This is a genomic window from Virgibacillus sp. FSP13 (assembly GCF_054048505.1).
The window spans coordinates 50,793-68,951 of sequence record NZ_JBSVKG010000013.1 but is presented as its reverse complement, the minus strand read 5'-3'; the positions used below and the strand labels follow the sequence as shown (position 1 = coordinate 68,951).

Here is an 18,159-nt window from a genome sequence, read left to right as displayed (position 1 = left end):
TTTAAAAATTGGACACATTAAAAAGACCATACTTTAATAAGCACTTTCCTCGTAGGAATAGCGCATATCAAGTATGATCTCCAAATCTCCAACATACATTAACTTTTCATTTTTTATATTATCTCTTTTTGAAAGCGCCGTCAACATTTTTTGACTATATTGTGAACACTATAATTTCGTGACATATATATCACATTGGATATAAGATTATAATGGACTCAAACATCAAAAAACTAGGTGATGTACCATGGTCAAGTCCTATTAGGGATAAACATTCTTCTGGCTATTATTTGGGTGGGTAACATTTTTTTTGTTGACTAGGGCATCTATCCAGCAGTTAAAAAAATGCAATCTCTGAACAACGTAGATTCTTAACATATTAATTAGGCTACATACCATCATTGGGTCTTTGGACTATTATTTGCTTGTGGCATATGGCTAATTGGTTAAAAAACAATCTTACAGCCTTAAATTAATATAAAAAAGGAAAGGATCCCTAAATGAGAGGATCCTTTCCTTTTTATATTTTTCTATGTCATTTACGCTAAGCGCGCCCGGAGGGATTCGAACCCCCGACAGACTTGGTACCGGAAACCAACGCTCTATCCAACTGAGCTACGGGCGCATGCAAAAGAAAAATTAACGCGACAAAATTTATTATAACGCCATAACGAATCAGATACAAGCCCTTTTTCCTAATTTATGAACATATAGCTATTACAAATTAATTATTATTTTTTTGAGAAAAAAGAGAAAAAGTCTAAATTATGATTTTTACATGTATAATATATGTTAATTCAAAAAAATCAAATTAATTAAAAAACCACTAAAAAGGAGGATACCATGCAAACCGAATCACCACTCCTAAACGTTCGTAATTTACATACACATTTCTTTACCAAGTCAGGCGTAGTAAAAGCTGTTGACGGTGTCGACTTCGATATTAAACCTGGTGAAACATTAGGGATTGTTGGTGAATCAGGATCAGGTAAAAGTATAACCGCAATGTCCATTTTAGGCTTAGTACCTTCCCCACCTGGAAAAGTTGTTGATGGCGAAATTCATTTTAAAGGGGAAAACCTACTCCATAAAACGGAAAAACAAATGCGCGAGATACGCGGTAAGGAAATAGCAATGGTTTTCCAAGATCCAATGACCTCATTAAATCCTGTTTTCACCGTGGAAAAACAAATGGTCGAAACTATTTTGGCGCATGAGAATTTTTCCAAGAAACAAGCAAGGGAACGAGCTGTTGAATTATTGGATTTGGTCGGTATTCCTGATCCGAAAAAACGATTAAAAAATTACCCACATGAATTTAGTGGTGGGATGCGACAACGCGTTATGATTGCGATGGCATTATCATGTAACCCTTCCCTGCTCATTGCTGATGAACCAACAACCGCTTTAGACGTCACTATCCAGGCGCAAATCCTGGAGCTTTTCAAAAAAATGCAGCAGGAACTCAATATGGCAATTGTCATGATTACACATGATCTAGGTGTTGTTGCTGAAGTATGTGACCGAGTAATGGTTATGTATGCAGGTAAACCAGTTGAATTCACCGATACTAAAAAACTATTTGACTATGGGAAGCATCCGTACACACTAGGTCTTATGAATTCAATCCCTAAAATAACCACAGAAAAACAGAAACTTGAAGCAATTGATGGGTTACCACCCGATTTACGTGCACTACCAAAAGGGTGTAGTTTCGCACCGAGATGTAAACATGTGATGGAAAGCTGTTTGTCAACTGACCCAGATTTAAAATCAGTTGACGATGATCATTTCGTTCGTTGTTTGTTATATGAGGAAGCAAAAAAGGCGGTATCAACATGAGTACATTATTAGAGGTTAAAAATTTAAAAAAGCATTTCCCATTAAAGGGACAAAAATTATTTTCAAAAGATAAACCTGTTCTTAAGGCTGTAGATGGTGTATCTCTTTCTATTCAATCCGGAGAAACATTAGGCCTTGTGGGCGAAAGCGGGTGCGGAAAATCTACAGCCGGTCGCACAATTCTTAAATTACTGGAACCAACAGAGGGCGAAATCCTTTTTAAAGGAGAAGATATCACATCTTTTCGTGGAGAGAAACTCCGCAAACTAAGAAAAGACATGCAAATCATTTTCCAGGATCCATATGCTTCATTAAACCCAAGAAAAACAATTGAACAAACAATTACCGAACCTATGAAAATATTTAATGTTTCAAAGGAAGACCGCAGCAAGAGGCTATCGCGCTTACTCGATGTTGTTGGGCTAAGTTCCTACCATAAAAATAGATACCCACACGAATTCAGCGGGGGTCAACGTCAACGGATCGGGATTGCCAGGTCACTTGCACTAGACCCTGAACTTGTCATTTGCGATGAGCCTGTATCAGCTTTGGATGTTTCGATTCAGGCACAGGTCATTAATTTAATGGAGGATCTTCAGGAGGAATTTAACCTTACATACATTTTTATTGCCCATGATTTAAGCGTTGTGCACCATATTAGCGATCGTGTTGCTGTTATGTACCTGGGAGAACTCGTTGAAACCGGAGAAGTCCAAGAACTTTATCAAAATCCGAAGCATCCGTATACACAAGCATTATTATCAGCTGTTCCAGAAGCAAATCCACACCAAGAAAAACAACGAATTATTTTGACCGGTGATCTACCCTCACCGGCAAATCCACCACAAGGCTGCAAGTTTCATACAAGATGTCCATTTGCAGAAGAAATCTGCCGCACCCAGGAGCCGACTCTCAAGAAAGTTTCAGCGACTGGACAAATGGCATCGTGTCATTTTGTTGAGGAGGTGGTTGAATAGAAAAATCCTCTACAATCCATTTATGTTGAACTAGTAAATCTGGTAAATCTCAGAAGGGGGAACAATTCATGAAAAAGCGTAATTTACTATCACTGTTTGCTTTACTTTTATTTATTGCGTTAGTCGTTAGTGCTTGTAGTAGCGATACAAGTTCAAAGGATACGGATACGTCCGACGATAGTGGAGATGACACTGCAAAAGCCGAGGAAACAGATGGAGAAAAAACCCTTATATTCGGGCGTGGAGCTGATTCCATTCAATTGGATCCATCAAAAGTAACGGATGGCGAATCTATTTATGTAACCAATCAAATCTATGATACGTTAGTACGTTATGAAGAAGAAAGCACAGAAGTACGACCAGCCTTAGCATCGGAATGGAATGTATCAGATGACGGTTTAACTTGGACCTTCCAATTACGTGATGACGTTAAATTCCATGACGGTAATGACTTTTCCGCAGAGGACGTTGTATTTAACTTTGAACGTTGGGCAACATCAGCCGAATTTATTTACTATGGTTATATGTTTGGTGCTTCAGAAGATGATCTTGGTGGAATTATCGAAAAAGTTGAAGCTACTGGTGACTACGAGGTTACAATCACACTATCGGAACCAAATGCTCCATTCCTACAAACATTAGCGATGCCGCCATTTGGTATTGCAAGTCCAGAAGCAGTTGAGGAGTATGGTGAAGACTATTTTAAAAATCCAGTTGGAACGGGACCATTTGTTTTTGATGAATGGGTTCCAGATGACAGTATAACGGTTACGAAGAACGAGGATTACTTTGGTGAAGTTGCCAATGTTGATAAAGTAATTTTCCGTACCATCCCAGATAATGGTGCTAGATTTATGGAGTTACAGTCCGGATCAATTGATATGATGACAGGACTAAACCCTCAAGACATTCAAACAACCGAAGATGATGAAAACTTGCAAATTATTCGCAGGCCTTCGATGAATGTGAGCTATATGGCAATGAACACAGAAAAAGAAGGGCCAATGACAGAAAAATTAGTACGCCAGGCAATTAATTTAGCAATTGATAAAGAAAAACTTATTACATTGTATGAGGGAATTGGAAAAGCAGCTAAAAACCCACTTCCACCATCATTATGGGGATTCAACGATGATGTTGAAGATTATGGCTATGATGTAGAAGAAGCAAAAGCATTACTTGCTGAAGCAGGATATGCGGATGGATTTGACATAAAGCTATATACATTTGCTAATCCAAGACCATACATGCCACAACCGAAAGTAACTGCTCAAGCGATTCAGGAAATGTTGAAAGAAGTAAATATTAACGTTGAAATAGTTGAAAATGACTGGGATACCCATTTAGCAGCAACAGAAAATGGTGAACATGATATGGCATTCTTAGGCTGGACTGGCGATAATGGTGACCCTGACAACTTCTTATACGTTTTACTGGACAAAGACAATGCCAAAATGGGGTCAGCAGGAAACATTGCTTTTTATAAGAGTGATGAGATCCATGATTTATTAAAGCAAGCACAGACAGAAATGGATCAGGATAAACGTACAGAGCTTTATTTAAAAGCACAAGAAATCATTCATGAGGATGCACCATGGTTCCCAATCGCACATACAACACCACCAATTGCGGCAAATAAAAGTGTTGTTGATTATGTGCCACACGCAACTGGCAGTGAACCATTTAACTTTTTAGATATTAAATAGCAGTTTTTCTAACAAATAATTATTTTCCTAATGGAGGGAAATTCTAGAGACCTGTAGTTAGATACAGGTCTCTGGAGAAAACTCCAACTAAACGGAGGAATCGAACCATGCTAAAATTCATTATTCGAAGACTATTCATGCTTATCCCCGTGCTGATCGGTGTCTCCATTCTCACATTTTCTCTTATTCATTTAATACCAGGTGACCCCGCCAGAAGTATGCTTGGTGAAAAGGCGACTGAAGCCCAGCTCGAATCATTACGCGCTGAACTTGGATTAAATGACCCGTATATCGTTCAGTATGGTCGGTTTTTAGGGGATATTTTACAAGGTGATTTGGGCGAATCTGTCCAATCAAAGGAAAATATTGCATTTGAACTATTACATAAATTGCCTGCAACAATTGAATTAACAATTTTTGCAATGATTCTTGCCATTGTAATCGGTATATTAGCTGGTGTTATTGCTGCTGTTAAACAATACTCCTGGTTTGACAATATCAGCATGACTGGCGCTTTATTCGGTGTATCATTGCCCATTTTCTGGTTAGGATTAATGATGATTTGGTTGTTCTCGGTAAAACTGAATATTTTACCACCATCAGGAAGACTAACAGCAGGCATTGAACTTAATACGATCACAAATTTTTATTTATTAGATAGTATTTTAACCGGTAATTGGCTCGCCTTTAAAGATGCTTTTTTACATTTATTAATGCCAGGTCTTGCACTTGGAACTATACCAATGGCGATTATAGCTCGCATGACTCGTTCAAGTATGTTAGAAGTTATGCGTCAAGATTTTATCCGAACAGCTAGTGCAAAGGGACTTAGAAAGCATCTGGTTGTCTTTCAGCACGCATTAAAAAACGCATTTTTACCAGTGTTAACGGTAATCGGCTTGCAATTCGGTCTATTGCTTGGTGGCGCTGTACTAACGGAAACAATTTTTTCATGGCCTGGTGTAGGACGTTATGTCTATCTTGCCGTGCTCGGCCGGGATTATCCTGTCGTACAAAGCACCATATTAATTATTGCAACCATATTCGTTTTAGTAAATTTACTAACTGACATTCTTTATAAATATGTGGATCCAAGGATACGATTTGATTAATGTTATTTCCTTCTAACTACTGAAAACAGAACTCTTATTATGAAAGGATGTGCAATACATGTCACTTCAACCAAATCCTATACCAGATCCGGACTCCATTAAAACGAATGAAACTGAACAACCGAAGTCAAGTCGATTATGGGTAGACTCATTAATGCGAATTATTAAAAGCAAAACTTCCTTTATTGGGTTATGTATTATTTTAATACTCATTTTAACAGCCATATTTGCGCCAATGATTGCAACACATAGTCCAACAGATCAAAATATTATTGATCGATACATGGCTCCATCGTCTGATCATTTACTTGGTACAGATGAGCTTGGACGTGATATATTCAGTCGAATTGTGTATGGATCACGCATTTCCATACAAATTGGTGTAATTGCTGTTGGTATCGCGATGATTGTTGGTGTTCTATTAGGTGGTATAGCTGGCTATTTTGGGCGATGGGTCGACCAGATAATCATGCGAATTATTGATATTATGATGGCTTTTCCTAGTATCCTTTTAGCGATTGCTCTTGTGGCTGTACTTGGTCCCAGCTTACGTAACGCAATGATAGCCGTTGGGATTGTTGGTGTACCACAGTTTGCCAGAATTGTTCGCTCGGCAGTTTTATCTGTCAAAGAAACGGAATATATCGAGGCAGCAAAAGCCATTGGAGCTAAACATGGTAGAGTTTTAATGCAGCACGTCCTACCAAATTGTGTTGCCCCGATAATCGTTCAGGCTACACTAAGTGTTGGTACAGCAATCTTAGATGCAGCTGGTTTAAGCTTCCTAGGTCTTGGAGCGCAACCACCAACACCCGAATGGGGGGCAATGTTAAGTGACGGGCGTGCGGCACTACAGAACGCACCATGGGTAGTAACATTTCCGGGACTCGCTATCTTCTTCGTTGTCCTTGGATTTAACCTATTTGGTGATGGATTGCGCGACGCATTAGATCCAAGGTTAAAACAATAGTGACATTTCTGATAATAATATTGTATGATTAAAGGTAAAGCAACTGCTTTACCTTTTTCTTTTTTTAAAGGCTGTTTTAAAAAGTGAGGTGTAACCAGATGACAAAATATATTCCTGTTTTAATTTGTGTGTTTTTCGCATTTATCCTATTTTTCATATCCTTCAATGGTTCTGCAGACAAGCATATAAATACGTACCCCAATCTTCCAGCACCGATTGGCGAAGAAAAGATTTTAATCACATCTGCTGGTCAAGCAGCTGAAGGAACAATACTGCTAACAATTGCTGAAAACCTAAACCTTGAAGCCGATTATCGTCCGCGGGCTTTGGCAACTGATCTTTATGATTATCAAAGTGTTGTCATTCTCCTTGGGTTCAGTGCGAACGGATTGGCGCAAACCCCTAGATCCTTTGTAGAAGAAGTATCACGAACAGAACAGATCGTAAAAGAATCAAAACGAATGGAATTGCCGATCATTCTTGTTAATCTTTCTGGAGGACATCGTGAGGATAAAGAAACAATAAAACTTTTCAACGAGACAGTTCCTTATGCCGACTATTATATCGGATTAAAAAATTTAAGACATCCAAATCAATTAGTATCCACACTCAAAGCTCATCATGTGCCAACAACATTGGTTACACAGTTAGACGATATATCTACACCCTTCAACTCGGCATTTCGATAATGGTCATATTTATAAGAAAGGCCTGATATTATGCTCAAAGAAAAAAGTTATTCCTTAATTGGTTTTCTAGGGCTTCTATTCCTTACATATGGTGAATTGTTCCCAACCTTTATTCCGAACTGGTCCCTATTTATTAGTGACAACATTAACGAGAGTATCGTGATGCATGATAGTGGACAACTATTGGTAACTGCTTTTGCTTTCATAGCAAAATATGTACTGATTTACTTTTTCATTTATTTTGGTTCCATGTTGCTTGCCCACGCCATTACGAGACAGGTAGAATCTATTCGTTTTTCCTTATTGTTTATCAGCATAACGATGATAGCCATCACTTTGTTTAACCAAATTTATCATGAACACTTTTCCTATCTTGGCCATATGGTAACGATCGGAACAGTTATTCTTCTTAACCTATACATACCGAAGCAAAAGCATTTTTATTTTATTTTTTCAATCGTTCTTTTTCTCATTTTAATGGCCAGCGAATGGCTGCAACTGATTCCTGCACTGTCCCAATTTGGGTTTGGGACTAATGATATGGCGGTGAGTATTAAAATTGCCGACAGCTATTTTACCGAAAATAGATTGTACAACACACTGGCAACGATCTTTTTTGTTGCCTTTCTAACCATTGCTGTCATTTTAAGCTTCCTCATTCATCTTGTAAATAAACAATTTTACACATTAAAAAAATATCAACAGCAAGAAGAAGAATTAAAGGAGACGCGCATTGCACTCATTGAATCATCTGTTTATCAGGAAATAAATACATTAGTACATGATTTAAAAACACCATTGGTAACGGTGGAAGGATTGACCTCACTGATAAATTTAAAAATGCAGCCAACAACAGACACCTATGTACAAGAGTATTTCAACCGCATGGACAAGTCATTAGAAAAAATGAAGGATATGATATCGGAAATTCTCTATGAAAATATCAAGCAGCAAATTCCTGTTCAAGAATTACTGGAATATGTTACAAGTCATCTTGATCTGAATGAACAACAAGTTGATTTAGTAATCAATGTTCAGGAAAACGTGCCACCGATCTATGTTAATAAAATTCGGTTTTCCCGTGCTATCTCGAATATTTTAGAAAATGCGATTACATCTTTTTCCGGAAAAGCAGGATATATTCACATCCATGTCAAAAGAGTAGGTAGTGGTATTTTACTTCGCATACAAGATAATGGACCTGGCATCCAGTCATCCCATTTAAAAAATATTTGGCAAGACGGTTTCAGCACAAAAAACTCATCTGGAATTGGACTTTCTTTTGTCAAAAAGGTAGTAGAAAATCATTGCGGAAGTATTACGGTCAACAGTATTCCTGGAAGCCATACACAAATGAATATTTTACTTCCGATCCATAAAGAGGGTGAAAAAGTAAATGGGTACAACCATTCTAATAGTCGATGATAATGAAGATATACGTTTTACATTAAAAGAGATATGTCATTATGCAGATTGGGGGGTATTAGAAGCAGCGACAGGTAAACAGGCGATTGATTTGTATACAAAAATGAACCCTGACCTTGTTTTATTGGACTATCACATGCCAGATTGGGACGGAGTAAAAACGACAAAAGCAATACGTAATGTAAGTCAAACGGTGCCAATTATTGTGTTAACAGTTGATGAACGTCAAGAAATAGCAGATACCTTTCTTAATGCTGGAGCAACCGATTTTGCCTTAAAACCAATTAAAGCTCCCGACCTACTTTCACGTATCCGGATCAACTTGAAAATCGGTAGACTGACGGAAAATCAAAATAGTGTATTTGTTGATAAAGGAATCAATCAAGCCACACTCATGTCGATCAAAAATTATTTGATTCAGCAAGATAATCCCTCGACAATTAATGATATTCAACAAGCATTGCCGATTGCTTATCAAACCGTACATCGCTACTTAATTTACCTTGAAGGAAAAGGTGAAGTGGAAGTAATTTCGAAATACGGGAAAAAAGGACGTCCAAAAAACACCTACAAATTTATTTAACTTCCTGCATGACGGTTTATATTCTTTATAAACGGGAATGATGGAAGGTGTATTTTATTATTGAACAAATTTGTCGATCGTTTTTGTTTGACCTTTTTTGACCTATTAGTTATGATAAAACTATCCAATCCAAATGGATCAATTTGAAGAATTAGGAGGATTTACACATGAATTTAATACCTACAGTTATTGAACAAACAAACCGTGGAGAACGTGCATACGATATCTACTCACGTTTACTTAAAGACCGCATCATCATGTTAGGAAGTGCAATTGACGATAACGTAGCAAATTCGATTGTTGCGCAATTACTTTTCCTAGAAGCAGAGGATCCTGAAAAGGACATTTCCATTTATATTAACTCACCAGGTGGCTCGATTACAGCTGGTATGGCGATATACGATACGATGCAGTTCATAAAACCAGATGTATCAACAATCTGTACTGGTATGGCAGCATCAATGGGGGCTTTCCTATTAACTGCCGGCGAAATTGGAAAGCGTTATGCACTACCAAATAGTGAAGTAATGATTCACCAACCACTAGGCGGTACACAAGGTCAAGCAACAGATATTGAAATTCACACAAGACGTATTTTAGAAATGCGGGAAAAACTAAATCAAATCATTGCCGAACGAAGTGGCCAACCATTAGAAGTGATTCAACGTGATACAGAACGTGACAACTTCATGACTGCAGCAAAAGCAAAAGAATATGGCTTGATTGATAAAGTTCTAGAACGCAAAGACGATAAATAATTTAAATCCCCTGACTAATTCCAGTCGGGGGATTTTCTTTTTCTATTTGCAAAAAACGCCTTGCAAGTCTATTACATCTTTGTTTCAGTAACAAATGTAACTAAATGTGTAATCGCAGCCTCTTCATCAGCACCATCACCAATTAACGTAATCGTTTCCCCTGTTCCAATCGCTAAACTCATTAATCCCATAATACTTTTCGCGTTAATTCGCTTGCCATCCTTTTCTAAAAATAAATGTGATCCATACCGATTTGCCTCCTGTACAAATCGTGCTGCAGGCCTTGCCTGTAATCCTGTTTCAAGTTCAACTGTCACTGATCGCTCAACCACTCTGATCATCCTCTCCAATGTTGTAAACGCTGTCATTATATCTCTTAATAAGCAAAACAATAGTAAAACACCCATCAGTCCTTGAGGTTAGTGTAAATCAAGATGTTCAGGTCCGTTGATTTCTAATTTTAAAAATGTAGAATGTTACGGACTTGAACACGATGCAAGGAAGAACTTCATTCATTTAAGAATACTGCTTATTAGGGCAGGATAAATTATCAACAATTGTACCATGAAAACTAATTAAAGTGAATACTTATTCAGTTTTCGATTAATTCACCGCTTCGAATTTTCTCAGCATACTCATCAATTTTTTTTAGCCGGTGATTGACACCAGATTTTGATATCTTTCCACTTGACACCAGTTCCCCAAGCTCTTTTAACGAAACATCCTGATGTTGGACACGCAAAACTGCTATTTCCCGCAGTTTTTCTGGTAATACTTCCAAGCCAACCGCTTTTTCGATTAGATTAATATTTTCAATCTGTCGAAATGCTGCTCCAATTGTTTTATTTAAGTTAGCTGTTTCACAGTTTACTAAGCGGTTGACCGAATTCCGCATATCGCGAACAATGCGTACATCCTCAAATTTAAATAATGCGTTATGTGCACCAATTATATTAAGAAATTCTGTAATCTTTTCAGCTTCTTTGATATACGTAATATAGCCTTTTTTACGTTCCAACTTACGCGCTTTCAGATCAAAACTATTCAGCAAGTCACATAATGCATCATTATGCTCTTGATAAAAATTATAAATCTCTAAATGATAGGATGATGTTTCCGGATTATTTATCGACCCACCTGCTAAAAAAGCTCCACGTAAATATGATTTTTTACAGCAAGACTTCTTTAGAAATTGGTTTGAGATCGTACGAACAAATGTATACGGTTCTCTCAAGATATCAAGATCCAATAATAGTTCTTGAACATCTTCTTTCATTCTGACGATATAAATATTATTTTTTTTCAACTTCATTTTTTTCCGAACAAGTAACTCAACGGGAAACGAATAAGAAGTTTTGATCAATGTATAGATACGGCGTGCAATAGCTGCATTTTCTGTTTGTACATCAAGTGTATAATCTTGTTTAGATAACGAGATAGCACCGTTCATGCGAATTAAGGCAGCTAATTCGGCAGTCGTACAGCATTCATCTACCTCCATTGCTGTTAATTCCTTTTTAATTTCAGATGCAAACGACAATTTATTCACCTCCGCCTAACAATTAATGGAACCTATTGATCAATGATCGAGTATAGTAAGGCAGCAATTTTATTTGTATCGTGACGAAGTGTTGCTTGGGAATGATCAATAATATCCCCTTCAACAATCTGCAAATTCATAGCAAGTAACTGATCCGTATCATAAACAACGGGATCAGCATTTTCTTCTGCATAAATCTCACGGACTGTCTCACTAATCGGCTCATTGTGTACAACAATCGAATCCACACAGCCCTCACCAATATGATCATGTATAGCTTGCACATGGTCACTAGCAGTATATCCTGTTGTTTCTCCCGCCTGTGTCATGACATTGCAAACGTAGACCACATTTCCTTTTGCCTCACGAAGTGCTACATCTATTTGCGGGATAATAAGATTCGGCATGATACTTGTATACAAACTCCCTGGTGAAATGACGACCAAATCAGCCTGTTCAATCGCCCTGACAGCATTAGGCAATGGTTTAACTGGCTGCGGTTCTAAAAACACCTGCTTAATTTTTTTATGTGCTAATGGAATAGATGATTCACCAGACACAATTGACCCATCGTCCATTTCTGCATGTAACGACATACTTTCATTTGATATTGGGTAAATATTTCCTTTTACATTAAGTACACGACAAATTTCTTTAATTCCAGTATAAAAATCCCCTGTAAGAGAAGTCATAGCGGCCAGCAACAAATTACCCATTGAATGACCAGATAAACCATTACCATTGGCAAAGCGGTGTTGAAATAAATCAAGCAACATTGGCTCTGCATCAGATAAAGCGGCAATCACATTTCGAATGTCTCCTGGGGCAGGAATCGCCATTTCCGAACGTAACCTCCCCGTACTACCTCCGTCATCTGCCACTGTGACAAGTGCAGTTAAATTTATTGGCAGATCCTTCAGACCACGCAAAAGGACCGGCATTCCTGTTCCACCACCGATAACGACTACATTTGGTTGTGTCCTTTTACTCATATGTTATGGCCCTTCCCTTTATCAATATCACGATGGGTAATATGGGTAATATAGCCAGAAGATAATCTCTTCGCAAAATACTCAGTAATGGCAACAGATCGATGCTGGCCACCCGTACAACCAATTGCAACAACAAGCTGTGACTTACCCTCTTTTTTATATTGTGGCAGCATAAATTGGAGTAAATCGAGTACTTTTTCATTGAACTTTTGTGTGTCTGACCATTTAAATACATATGATGAAACTTCCTGATTCAGTCCTGTTAATGGCTGTAAGTGTGAAACATAATGCGGATTTGGCAAAAACCGTACATCAAAAACTAAATCAGCATCAATTGGTACCCCGTACTTAAACCCAAACGAAACCATATGAACAGAAAATATCTCTTGTTTTTCCTCTGAATAGGCATGGAGGATTTTTTCGCGTAATTCTCGTGGTTTTAAATTAGTTGTATCAATTACGCGTTGTGCTCTCCCTTTTAATTCATCTAATATTTTCCGTTCTTGTTTAATGCCATTTAGTGGCAATCCACCGACTGCAAGCGGATGTGAACGACGTGTTTCCTTATATCGAGTGACTAATGACTCATCTTTCGCATCAAGGAAGAGAATATGTTCTTGAAGCCAATCCTCGTCACCCAAAATATCTAATGCTTCAACTAATGAATCAAAGAATTCACGTCCACGTAAATCCATCACTAATGCAACACGTTGAATACTATTTGTTGCATCTTTCATTAATTCTAAGAACTTTGGTAACAATGCTGGGGGCAGGTTATCAACACAATAATAACCAAGATCCTCAAAGCTTTGCACAGCTACCGTTTTTCCGGCACCGGACATACCAGTAATAATAACTAATCTTGTTTCCTTATTATCTATATTGTTCACTGCGTCTCCTCCTTATGGTGCGGACGGATCGAGGCGTAGATCAAGCAGCTCATAATCTTTTGTATACGCAAACGATCCATATAACGTTTCACTTGATGCTAAGACATGATTGAAAATGTGATGATCCCCTTCAGCCATTGGTAATTCATGCACAAGATCAAGAGAAACCCATTCCAATTCTCCTTCTTTACAATGCTTTGTTAACTCACCATTAAAATAATGGGAAACAAAGGTGAACATCATCCACTCCTCTGTAATAGCCTCGTTTTCAAAAACACTGAAGGTAAAGACGCCAGCTAAATTCGGATTGATCAACGTTAAAGCTGTTTCTTCGTAAAACTCCCTTGTTACTGATTCCTTGATGGATTCACCTTGCTCCATTTTTCCTCCAGGAATCGCATACCAGCCACGTCGAGGCTTTTTTATTACTAAAACCTTTTTGTTATTGATTAATATGCAGTTTGTCACGCGTTGCATATGCATTGCACCTCATTAATTTATAAAAAACATTATCTCTATTATACAATGAATTTTTCCTTAGCAACAAGGATATGATTGAAAGGGATTTTTTTACTAATGAACCCGACAGAATTGGACAAACATAAAAAAAGACAGAGGCGACAAGCACCTCTGCAAAAAAACTAATTTATCTATTAAAAGGGGGTCAATTAGTTAATTATATTATACCCCAAAATTGTTTCGAGCATGTTACAACAGCGTTAAAATGCAATTACTTGTTTTTATTATGATTTTGCTGCTTTCAGTTCTTCAAGCAAATCCTCAATGTAACTTTGTGCTGATTGTGCTGCAATACTTCCATCACCAGTTGCTGTTACAATTTGTCGAAGTTCTTTTTCGCGAATATCTCCCGCTGCAAAAACACCTGGTACACTTGTTTCCATGTTTTCATTTGTTGGAATATAGCCATCGTCATTGGTTACTCCTAATGATTTAAATGATTCGCTAAGCGGTACCATACCAATATAAATAAACACACCATCTGCAGCAAATTCATTTTTTTCGCCGGATTTTTTATTATTTAGTGAAACACTACTTACTTTTCCTTCAGGGCCATTGATTGTATCAACAACCGTATCCCAAATAAACTCAATTTTTTCATTGTCAAATGCTCGTTGTTGGATAATCTTTTGTGCACGTAATTCATCACGGCGATGAATAATAGTCACCTTATTGGCAAAGCGTGTTAAATAAATACCTTCTTCAACAGCAGAATCCCCACCACCGACAACAACAAGGTCTTTTCCTTTAAAAAATGCCCCATCGCAAACGGCACAATAAGATACACCACGACCGCCTAATTCTTCTTCACCTGGAATACCTAACTTTTTATATTGAGCACCCGTTGTAATAATAAGTGCACGTGTTTTATATTCATGTTTTCCTGCTTTTACTAATTTGTAATCGCCATGGTCCTCAACATCTTTAATGTCACCATAAGCATATTCGGCACCAAACTTTTTAGCATGCTCGAACATTTTATTTGATAAATCCGGCCCTAAAATATGCTCATACCCAGGGTAGTTCTCTACATCTTCTGTGTTAGCCATCTGGCCACCTGGGATTCCTCGTTCAATCATTAATGTGTCTAAATCTGCCCGTGAAGCATAAACAGCCGCTGTCATACCAGCAGGTCCTGCTCCGGCAATGATAACATCATACATACGTTCTTCGGACATTGAATTTCAGCCCCTTTTCTCTATTATTGTTCAGCCAACTTAATCGTATAAGAATCGGTTCATTTCGTCTATTTTTCTGCTCAAATCTTTATAACCACGGTTCCTTTTCATTAGCTAGCACCGAATGTTGTCGACAGCCCTCTTTCCATAATGACATTGCTTTTGCCTGATCTCCTTCATGATAACTTGCAATACTGAACCATCTATAATATGAAGGATGATTTTTTACAACTCGCTTAACAAGTGTGCGAAAACGCATTACTGCTTCACGATACATTCCTGTTCTAGCAAGTGTAACTGCTATTCGTAATTTTTGCTGTTCTTGAATCGGATATACATTTTGTAACGACTGAATATGTTTTTCACATTCAACCTTCTGATCAAGTTCGCAATAAAAAACCGCCAAATTCGAATGACTGACTAATGAATCGGGTTCGTCTTGCAATATGTCAAGTTCAAGTTGAATCGCTTTTTCCCGAAACCCGGTATAAAATAATGCCTGTGCATAATCATGTTTTGCCTGTTTGTGTTCAGGAAATAATGTAAGCATCTCCTCGATTATTGGCATTGCTTTGTCCCATTCATTATTTTCCATATGATAAAAAACCGTTTCTTGGTAAATTAGAAGTTCATCCTCTTCTTCCAGATCCCAATCATCTTCATCTTCTTCATCTATATCAATTAAATGTAGCAAACTTTTGGCTTCTTCACTAAAATCGCCTTCAGGTTCAATAGTAAGATATGATTCCGCGTATTTTTTTGCATCATTCAGTAATCCTAAATGTGCGTAATTATTTGCTAATAAATAGTAACAATCCATATACTGATCACCAGTAGATTGCAATACATTTGTTAACAATTGATTTGCAGCATGGTACGAACCAATTTCCGTATAAATAATAGACATTTGACATTTGTACAACGGATCATTTGGCTTTTGTTCAATTGCTTTTTTTAACCACTTCAAAGCAATATCAAATTTTCTTTTGCGGAAGGCTTCCACACCTTTTGTAAAATAAAAGTCACCTTCAGGAATAAAAGGGAGAACATTATTTTGTCTACTCTTTACGATATTATTCTCTAAATGTTGCACACTTATCCCCCTGTTTCTTCATACATACATAATACTATACAAGCACTAAAGCTGACATAACTGCTTTAACAGTAACGTCAGCTACCTACTTCTTATTTAGGCTAGATCAAAGTATATCATATTTATCCATTGAAAGGGATTGCTTTTAAAAACAAAATGAAAAACTTCTACCTTTTTTGTAAGATAGAAGTTATAACGAACATTATTTATCTGGGGTTACCGCTTCATGAAGTAATTCATCTAATTGATTTTGATACGTTTCTTTTTGTTTCTCACTCCAGTGCAATGCTTCCGCCATGTAGGCAATTACATTATCTTTATGAGTTCGAACCCAATTAATGTCGAAAAATAATGCTCCTGTTCGACGAATAAAGAAGTCAACTGGTTTATATGTTAATTCGTACTCTAGTGCATAAATAAGCTGTGCAAAAACCACTGGATCAATAGCTACTTTCTTCGCTTCCTCTTGTTTTTCTTGATACAGCTCAAAAATGGTATCGATGTTTGATCCGTATTTCTTAACTAGCATTTGCGCTGTTTCTTCATCTATTTTTAAAGCAACAGCCTCTTTTACCTTCCGATCCTTGAAGCGTTTGTATCCATTTGAACCGCCAACTTCGCCACCCGAAATCGGTAAATTAAGGGTTTCTGATTTAGAGTATAGAATCCCTTCCTCGTCTTTTAATTGTTTTACCACAGTATTTACTGCCTGTTCCGCCATTTTACGATATCCGGTTAATTTACCACCAGCCATCGAAATCAAGCCAGAGTCGGAGATGAAAATTTCGTCTTTACGGGAAATTTCATCAGGGTTTTTTCCCTCTTCAGCGATTAACGGACGTAACCCCGCCCAACTCGATTCGATATCTTCAGCTTTCATTTCAAGGGAAGGAAACATATAATTAATTGCATCAATTAAATAATCTCGGTCTTCTACTGTCATTGTTGGATGTGCAATATTTCCTTCATAACTCGTATCAGTTGTTCCAACATATGTCTTGTTATCTCTCGGGATAGCAAAAATCATCCGGCCATCAGGTGCATCAAAATAAATCGCTTGTTGTAATGGAAACCGTTTTTTAGGAAATACCAAATGGACACCTTTCGTTAGATGCAACGATTTACCTTGTTTAGAACCATCGATTTCACGTAGATCATCAACCCAAGGCCCACAAGCATTGACGATTTTTTTCGCATACACGTTATAAGTTTCACCTGTAAGCTGATCACTAACTACTACACCAACTATTTTTCCGGATTCACCATAAATAAAATCAGTAGCCTTCGCATAATTGATCGCATGCGCACCTTTTTGAACTGCTTTTTTCATTACTTCAATGGTTAATCTGGCATCATCTGTTTTATATTCTACGTAATAGCCAGCCCCTTTTAATTCCTCTTTTTTAATAAGTGGTTCTTTTTGCAATGCTTTTTCCGGACTTAACATTTTCCGCCGTTCCCCTTTTTTAACGCCAGCAAGAAAATCATATACCCGTAAGCCGATATTTGTTGTAAACGGGCCAAACGAACCACCTTTATGAAATGGTAACATCATCCATTCTGGTGTTGTTACATGTGGACCATTTTCATAAACGATTGCCCGTTCTTTTCCGACTTCAGCAACCATTTTCACTTCGAATTGTTGTAAATAGCGTAATCCACCATGAACAAGCTTTGTCGAGCGGCTGGAAGTACCTGCTGCAAAGTCTTGCATTTCAATAACACCTGTTGATAAACCACGTGTCACGGCATCTAGTGCTATTCCAGAACCGGTTATTCCACCACCAATAACAAATACATCCAGTGGCTTTTCAGTTAATTTTTTATAAATATCATTACGTTTAAAACTTGAAAAATTCGTCATTTTCCATTCACTCCCCTAAAA

General features: G+C 37.5%; 17 protein-coding genes and 1 tRNA gene. 9 read left to right on the top strand and 9 right to left on the bottom strand.

Going from position 1 to position 18,159, the window contains the following annotated elements; all coding sequences use genetic code 11:
* Window positions 1–549 precede the first annotated feature (549 nt).
* Window positions 550–625, bottom strand: a tRNA-Arg gene (locus ACW2QC_RS12380).
* A gap of 218 nt (window positions 626–843) precedes the next feature.
* Here ACW2QC_RS12380 and ACW2QC_RS12375 point away from each other — a divergent pair.
* The 9 genes from ACW2QC_RS12375 to clpP all read left to right on the top strand — a co-directional run bounded on the left by ACW2QC_RS12375 (window position 844) and on the right by clpP (window position 10,062).
* Window positions 844–1,842, top strand: a complete 999-nt coding sequence (locus ACW2QC_RS12375) for an ABC transporter ATP-binding protein (protein ID WP_457544284.1) — start codon at window positions 844–846, stop codon at window positions 1,840–1,842.
* Window positions 1,839–2,819: an ABC transporter ATP-binding protein gene (locus ACW2QC_RS12370; RefSeq protein ID WP_457544283.1), complete on the top strand. Its 981-nt coding sequence runs from the start codon at window positions 1,839–1,841 to the stop codon at window positions 2,817–2,819. Before ACW2QC_RS12375 ends, ACW2QC_RS12370 begins: the two co-directional genes overlap by 4 nt.
* A gap of 68 nt (window positions 2,820–2,887) precedes the next feature.
* Window positions 2,888–4,525 carry an ABC transporter substrate-binding protein gene (locus ACW2QC_RS12365; protein ID WP_457544282.1) on the top strand — a complete coding sequence of 546 codons (1,638 nt, stop codon included), beginning with the start codon at window positions 2,888–2,890 and terminating at the stop codon, window positions 4,523–4,525.
* 107 nt (window positions 4,526–4,632) lie between these two features.
* Window positions 4,633–5,637 carry an ABC transporter permease gene (locus ACW2QC_RS12360; RefSeq protein WP_457544281.1) on the top strand — a complete coding sequence of 335 codons (1,005 nt, stop codon included), beginning with the start codon at window positions 4,633–4,635 and terminating at the stop codon, window positions 5,635–5,637.
* Between the two features lie 58 nt (window positions 5,638–5,695).
* A complete protein-coding gene (nikC, locus tag ACW2QC_RS12355; RefSeq protein WP_457544280.1) occupies window positions 5,696–6,607 on the top strand; it encodes a nickel transporter permease in 912 nt (303 codons plus the stop codon).
* A gap of 98 nt (window positions 6,608–6,705) precedes the next feature.
* Window positions 6,706–7,296: a DUF6305 family protein gene (locus tag ACW2QC_RS12350; RefSeq protein ID WP_457544279.1), complete on the top strand. Its 591-nt coding sequence runs from the start codon at window positions 6,706–6,708 to the stop codon at window positions 7,294–7,296.
* Window positions 7,297–7,326: 30 nt separating this feature from the next.
* Window positions 7,327–8,721: a sensor histidine kinase gene (locus ACW2QC_RS12345; protein WP_457544278.1), complete on the top strand. Its 1,395-nt coding sequence runs from the start codon at window positions 7,327–7,329 to the stop codon at window positions 8,719–8,721.
* The gene (locus ACW2QC_RS12340) at window positions 8,693–9,304 is read left to right on the top strand and encodes a response regulator (protein WP_457544277.1); all 612 of its coding nucleotides are present in this window, start codon (window positions 8,693–8,695) and stop codon (window positions 9,302–9,304) included. Before ACW2QC_RS12345 ends, ACW2QC_RS12340 begins: the two co-directional genes overlap by 29 nt.
* Window positions 9,305–9,471: 167 nt before the next feature.
* Window positions 9,472–10,062, top strand: coding sequence for an ATP-dependent Clp endopeptidase proteolytic subunit ClpP (gene clpP, locus ACW2QC_RS12335; protein ID WP_457544276.1), 591 nt, complete (start codon window positions 9,472–9,474; stop codon window positions 10,060–10,062).
* A 71-nt stretch (window positions 10,063–10,133) separates the two neighbouring features.
* Here clpP and ACW2QC_RS12330 read toward each other — a convergent pair whose 3' ends face one another.
* From ACW2QC_RS12330 to ACW2QC_RS12295, 8 genes are all read right to left on the bottom strand, one after another.
* Window positions 10,134–10,394 (bottom strand): HPr family phosphocarrier protein, encoded by a 261-nt coding sequence (locus ACW2QC_RS12330; RefSeq protein ID WP_457544309.1) that lies wholly within the window; start codon window positions 10,392–10,394, stop codon window positions 10,134–10,136.
* Between the two features lie 260 nt (window positions 10,395–10,654).
* Window positions 10,655–11,602 carry a DNA-binding protein WhiA gene (gene whiA / locus ACW2QC_RS12325; RefSeq protein ID WP_457544275.1) on the bottom strand — a complete coding sequence of 316 codons (948 nt, stop codon included), beginning with the start codon at window positions 11,600–11,602 and terminating at the stop codon, window positions 10,655–10,657.
* A gap of 32 nt (window positions 11,603–11,634) precedes the next feature.
* Window positions 11,635–12,594: a gluconeogenesis factor YvcK family protein gene (locus ACW2QC_RS12320; protein WP_457544274.1), complete on the bottom strand. Its 960-nt coding sequence runs from the start codon at window positions 12,592–12,594 to the stop codon at window positions 11,635–11,637.
* Window positions 12,591–13,475, bottom strand: coding sequence for an RNase adapter RapZ (gene rapZ, locus ACW2QC_RS12315; protein ID WP_457544308.1), 885 nt, complete (start codon window positions 13,473–13,475; stop codon window positions 12,591–12,593). The genes ACW2QC_RS12320 and rapZ overlap by 4 nt, the downstream gene beginning before the upstream one ends.
* Window positions 13,476–13,496: 21 nt before the next feature.
* The gene (locus ACW2QC_RS12310; RefSeq protein ID WP_457544273.1) at window positions 13,497–13,961 is read right to left on the bottom strand and encodes an NUDIX domain-containing protein; all 465 of its coding nucleotides are present in this window, start codon (window positions 13,959–13,961) and stop codon (window positions 13,497–13,499) included.
* A 266-nt stretch (window positions 13,962–14,227) separates the two neighbouring features.
* Complete coding sequence (gene trxB, locus ACW2QC_RS12305; RefSeq protein WP_457544272.1) at window positions 14,228–15,181, bottom strand: thioredoxin-disulfide reductase; 954 nt, start codon at window positions 15,179–15,181, stop codon at window positions 14,228–14,230.
* Window positions 15,182–15,269: 88 nt separating this feature from the next.
* Window positions 15,270–16,274 carry a tetratricopeptide repeat protein gene (locus ACW2QC_RS12300; protein WP_457544271.1) on the bottom strand — a complete coding sequence of 335 codons (1,005 nt, stop codon included), beginning with the start codon at window positions 16,272–16,274 and terminating at the stop codon, window positions 15,270–15,272.
* A gap of 202 nt (window positions 16,275–16,476) precedes the next feature.
* Window positions 16,477–18,138 (bottom strand): glycerol-3-phosphate dehydrogenase/oxidase, encoded by a 1,662-nt coding sequence (locus ACW2QC_RS12295; protein WP_457544270.1) that lies wholly within the window; start codon window positions 18,136–18,138, stop codon window positions 16,477–16,479.
* Between the last annotated feature and the right edge of the window lie 21 nt (window positions 18,139–18,159).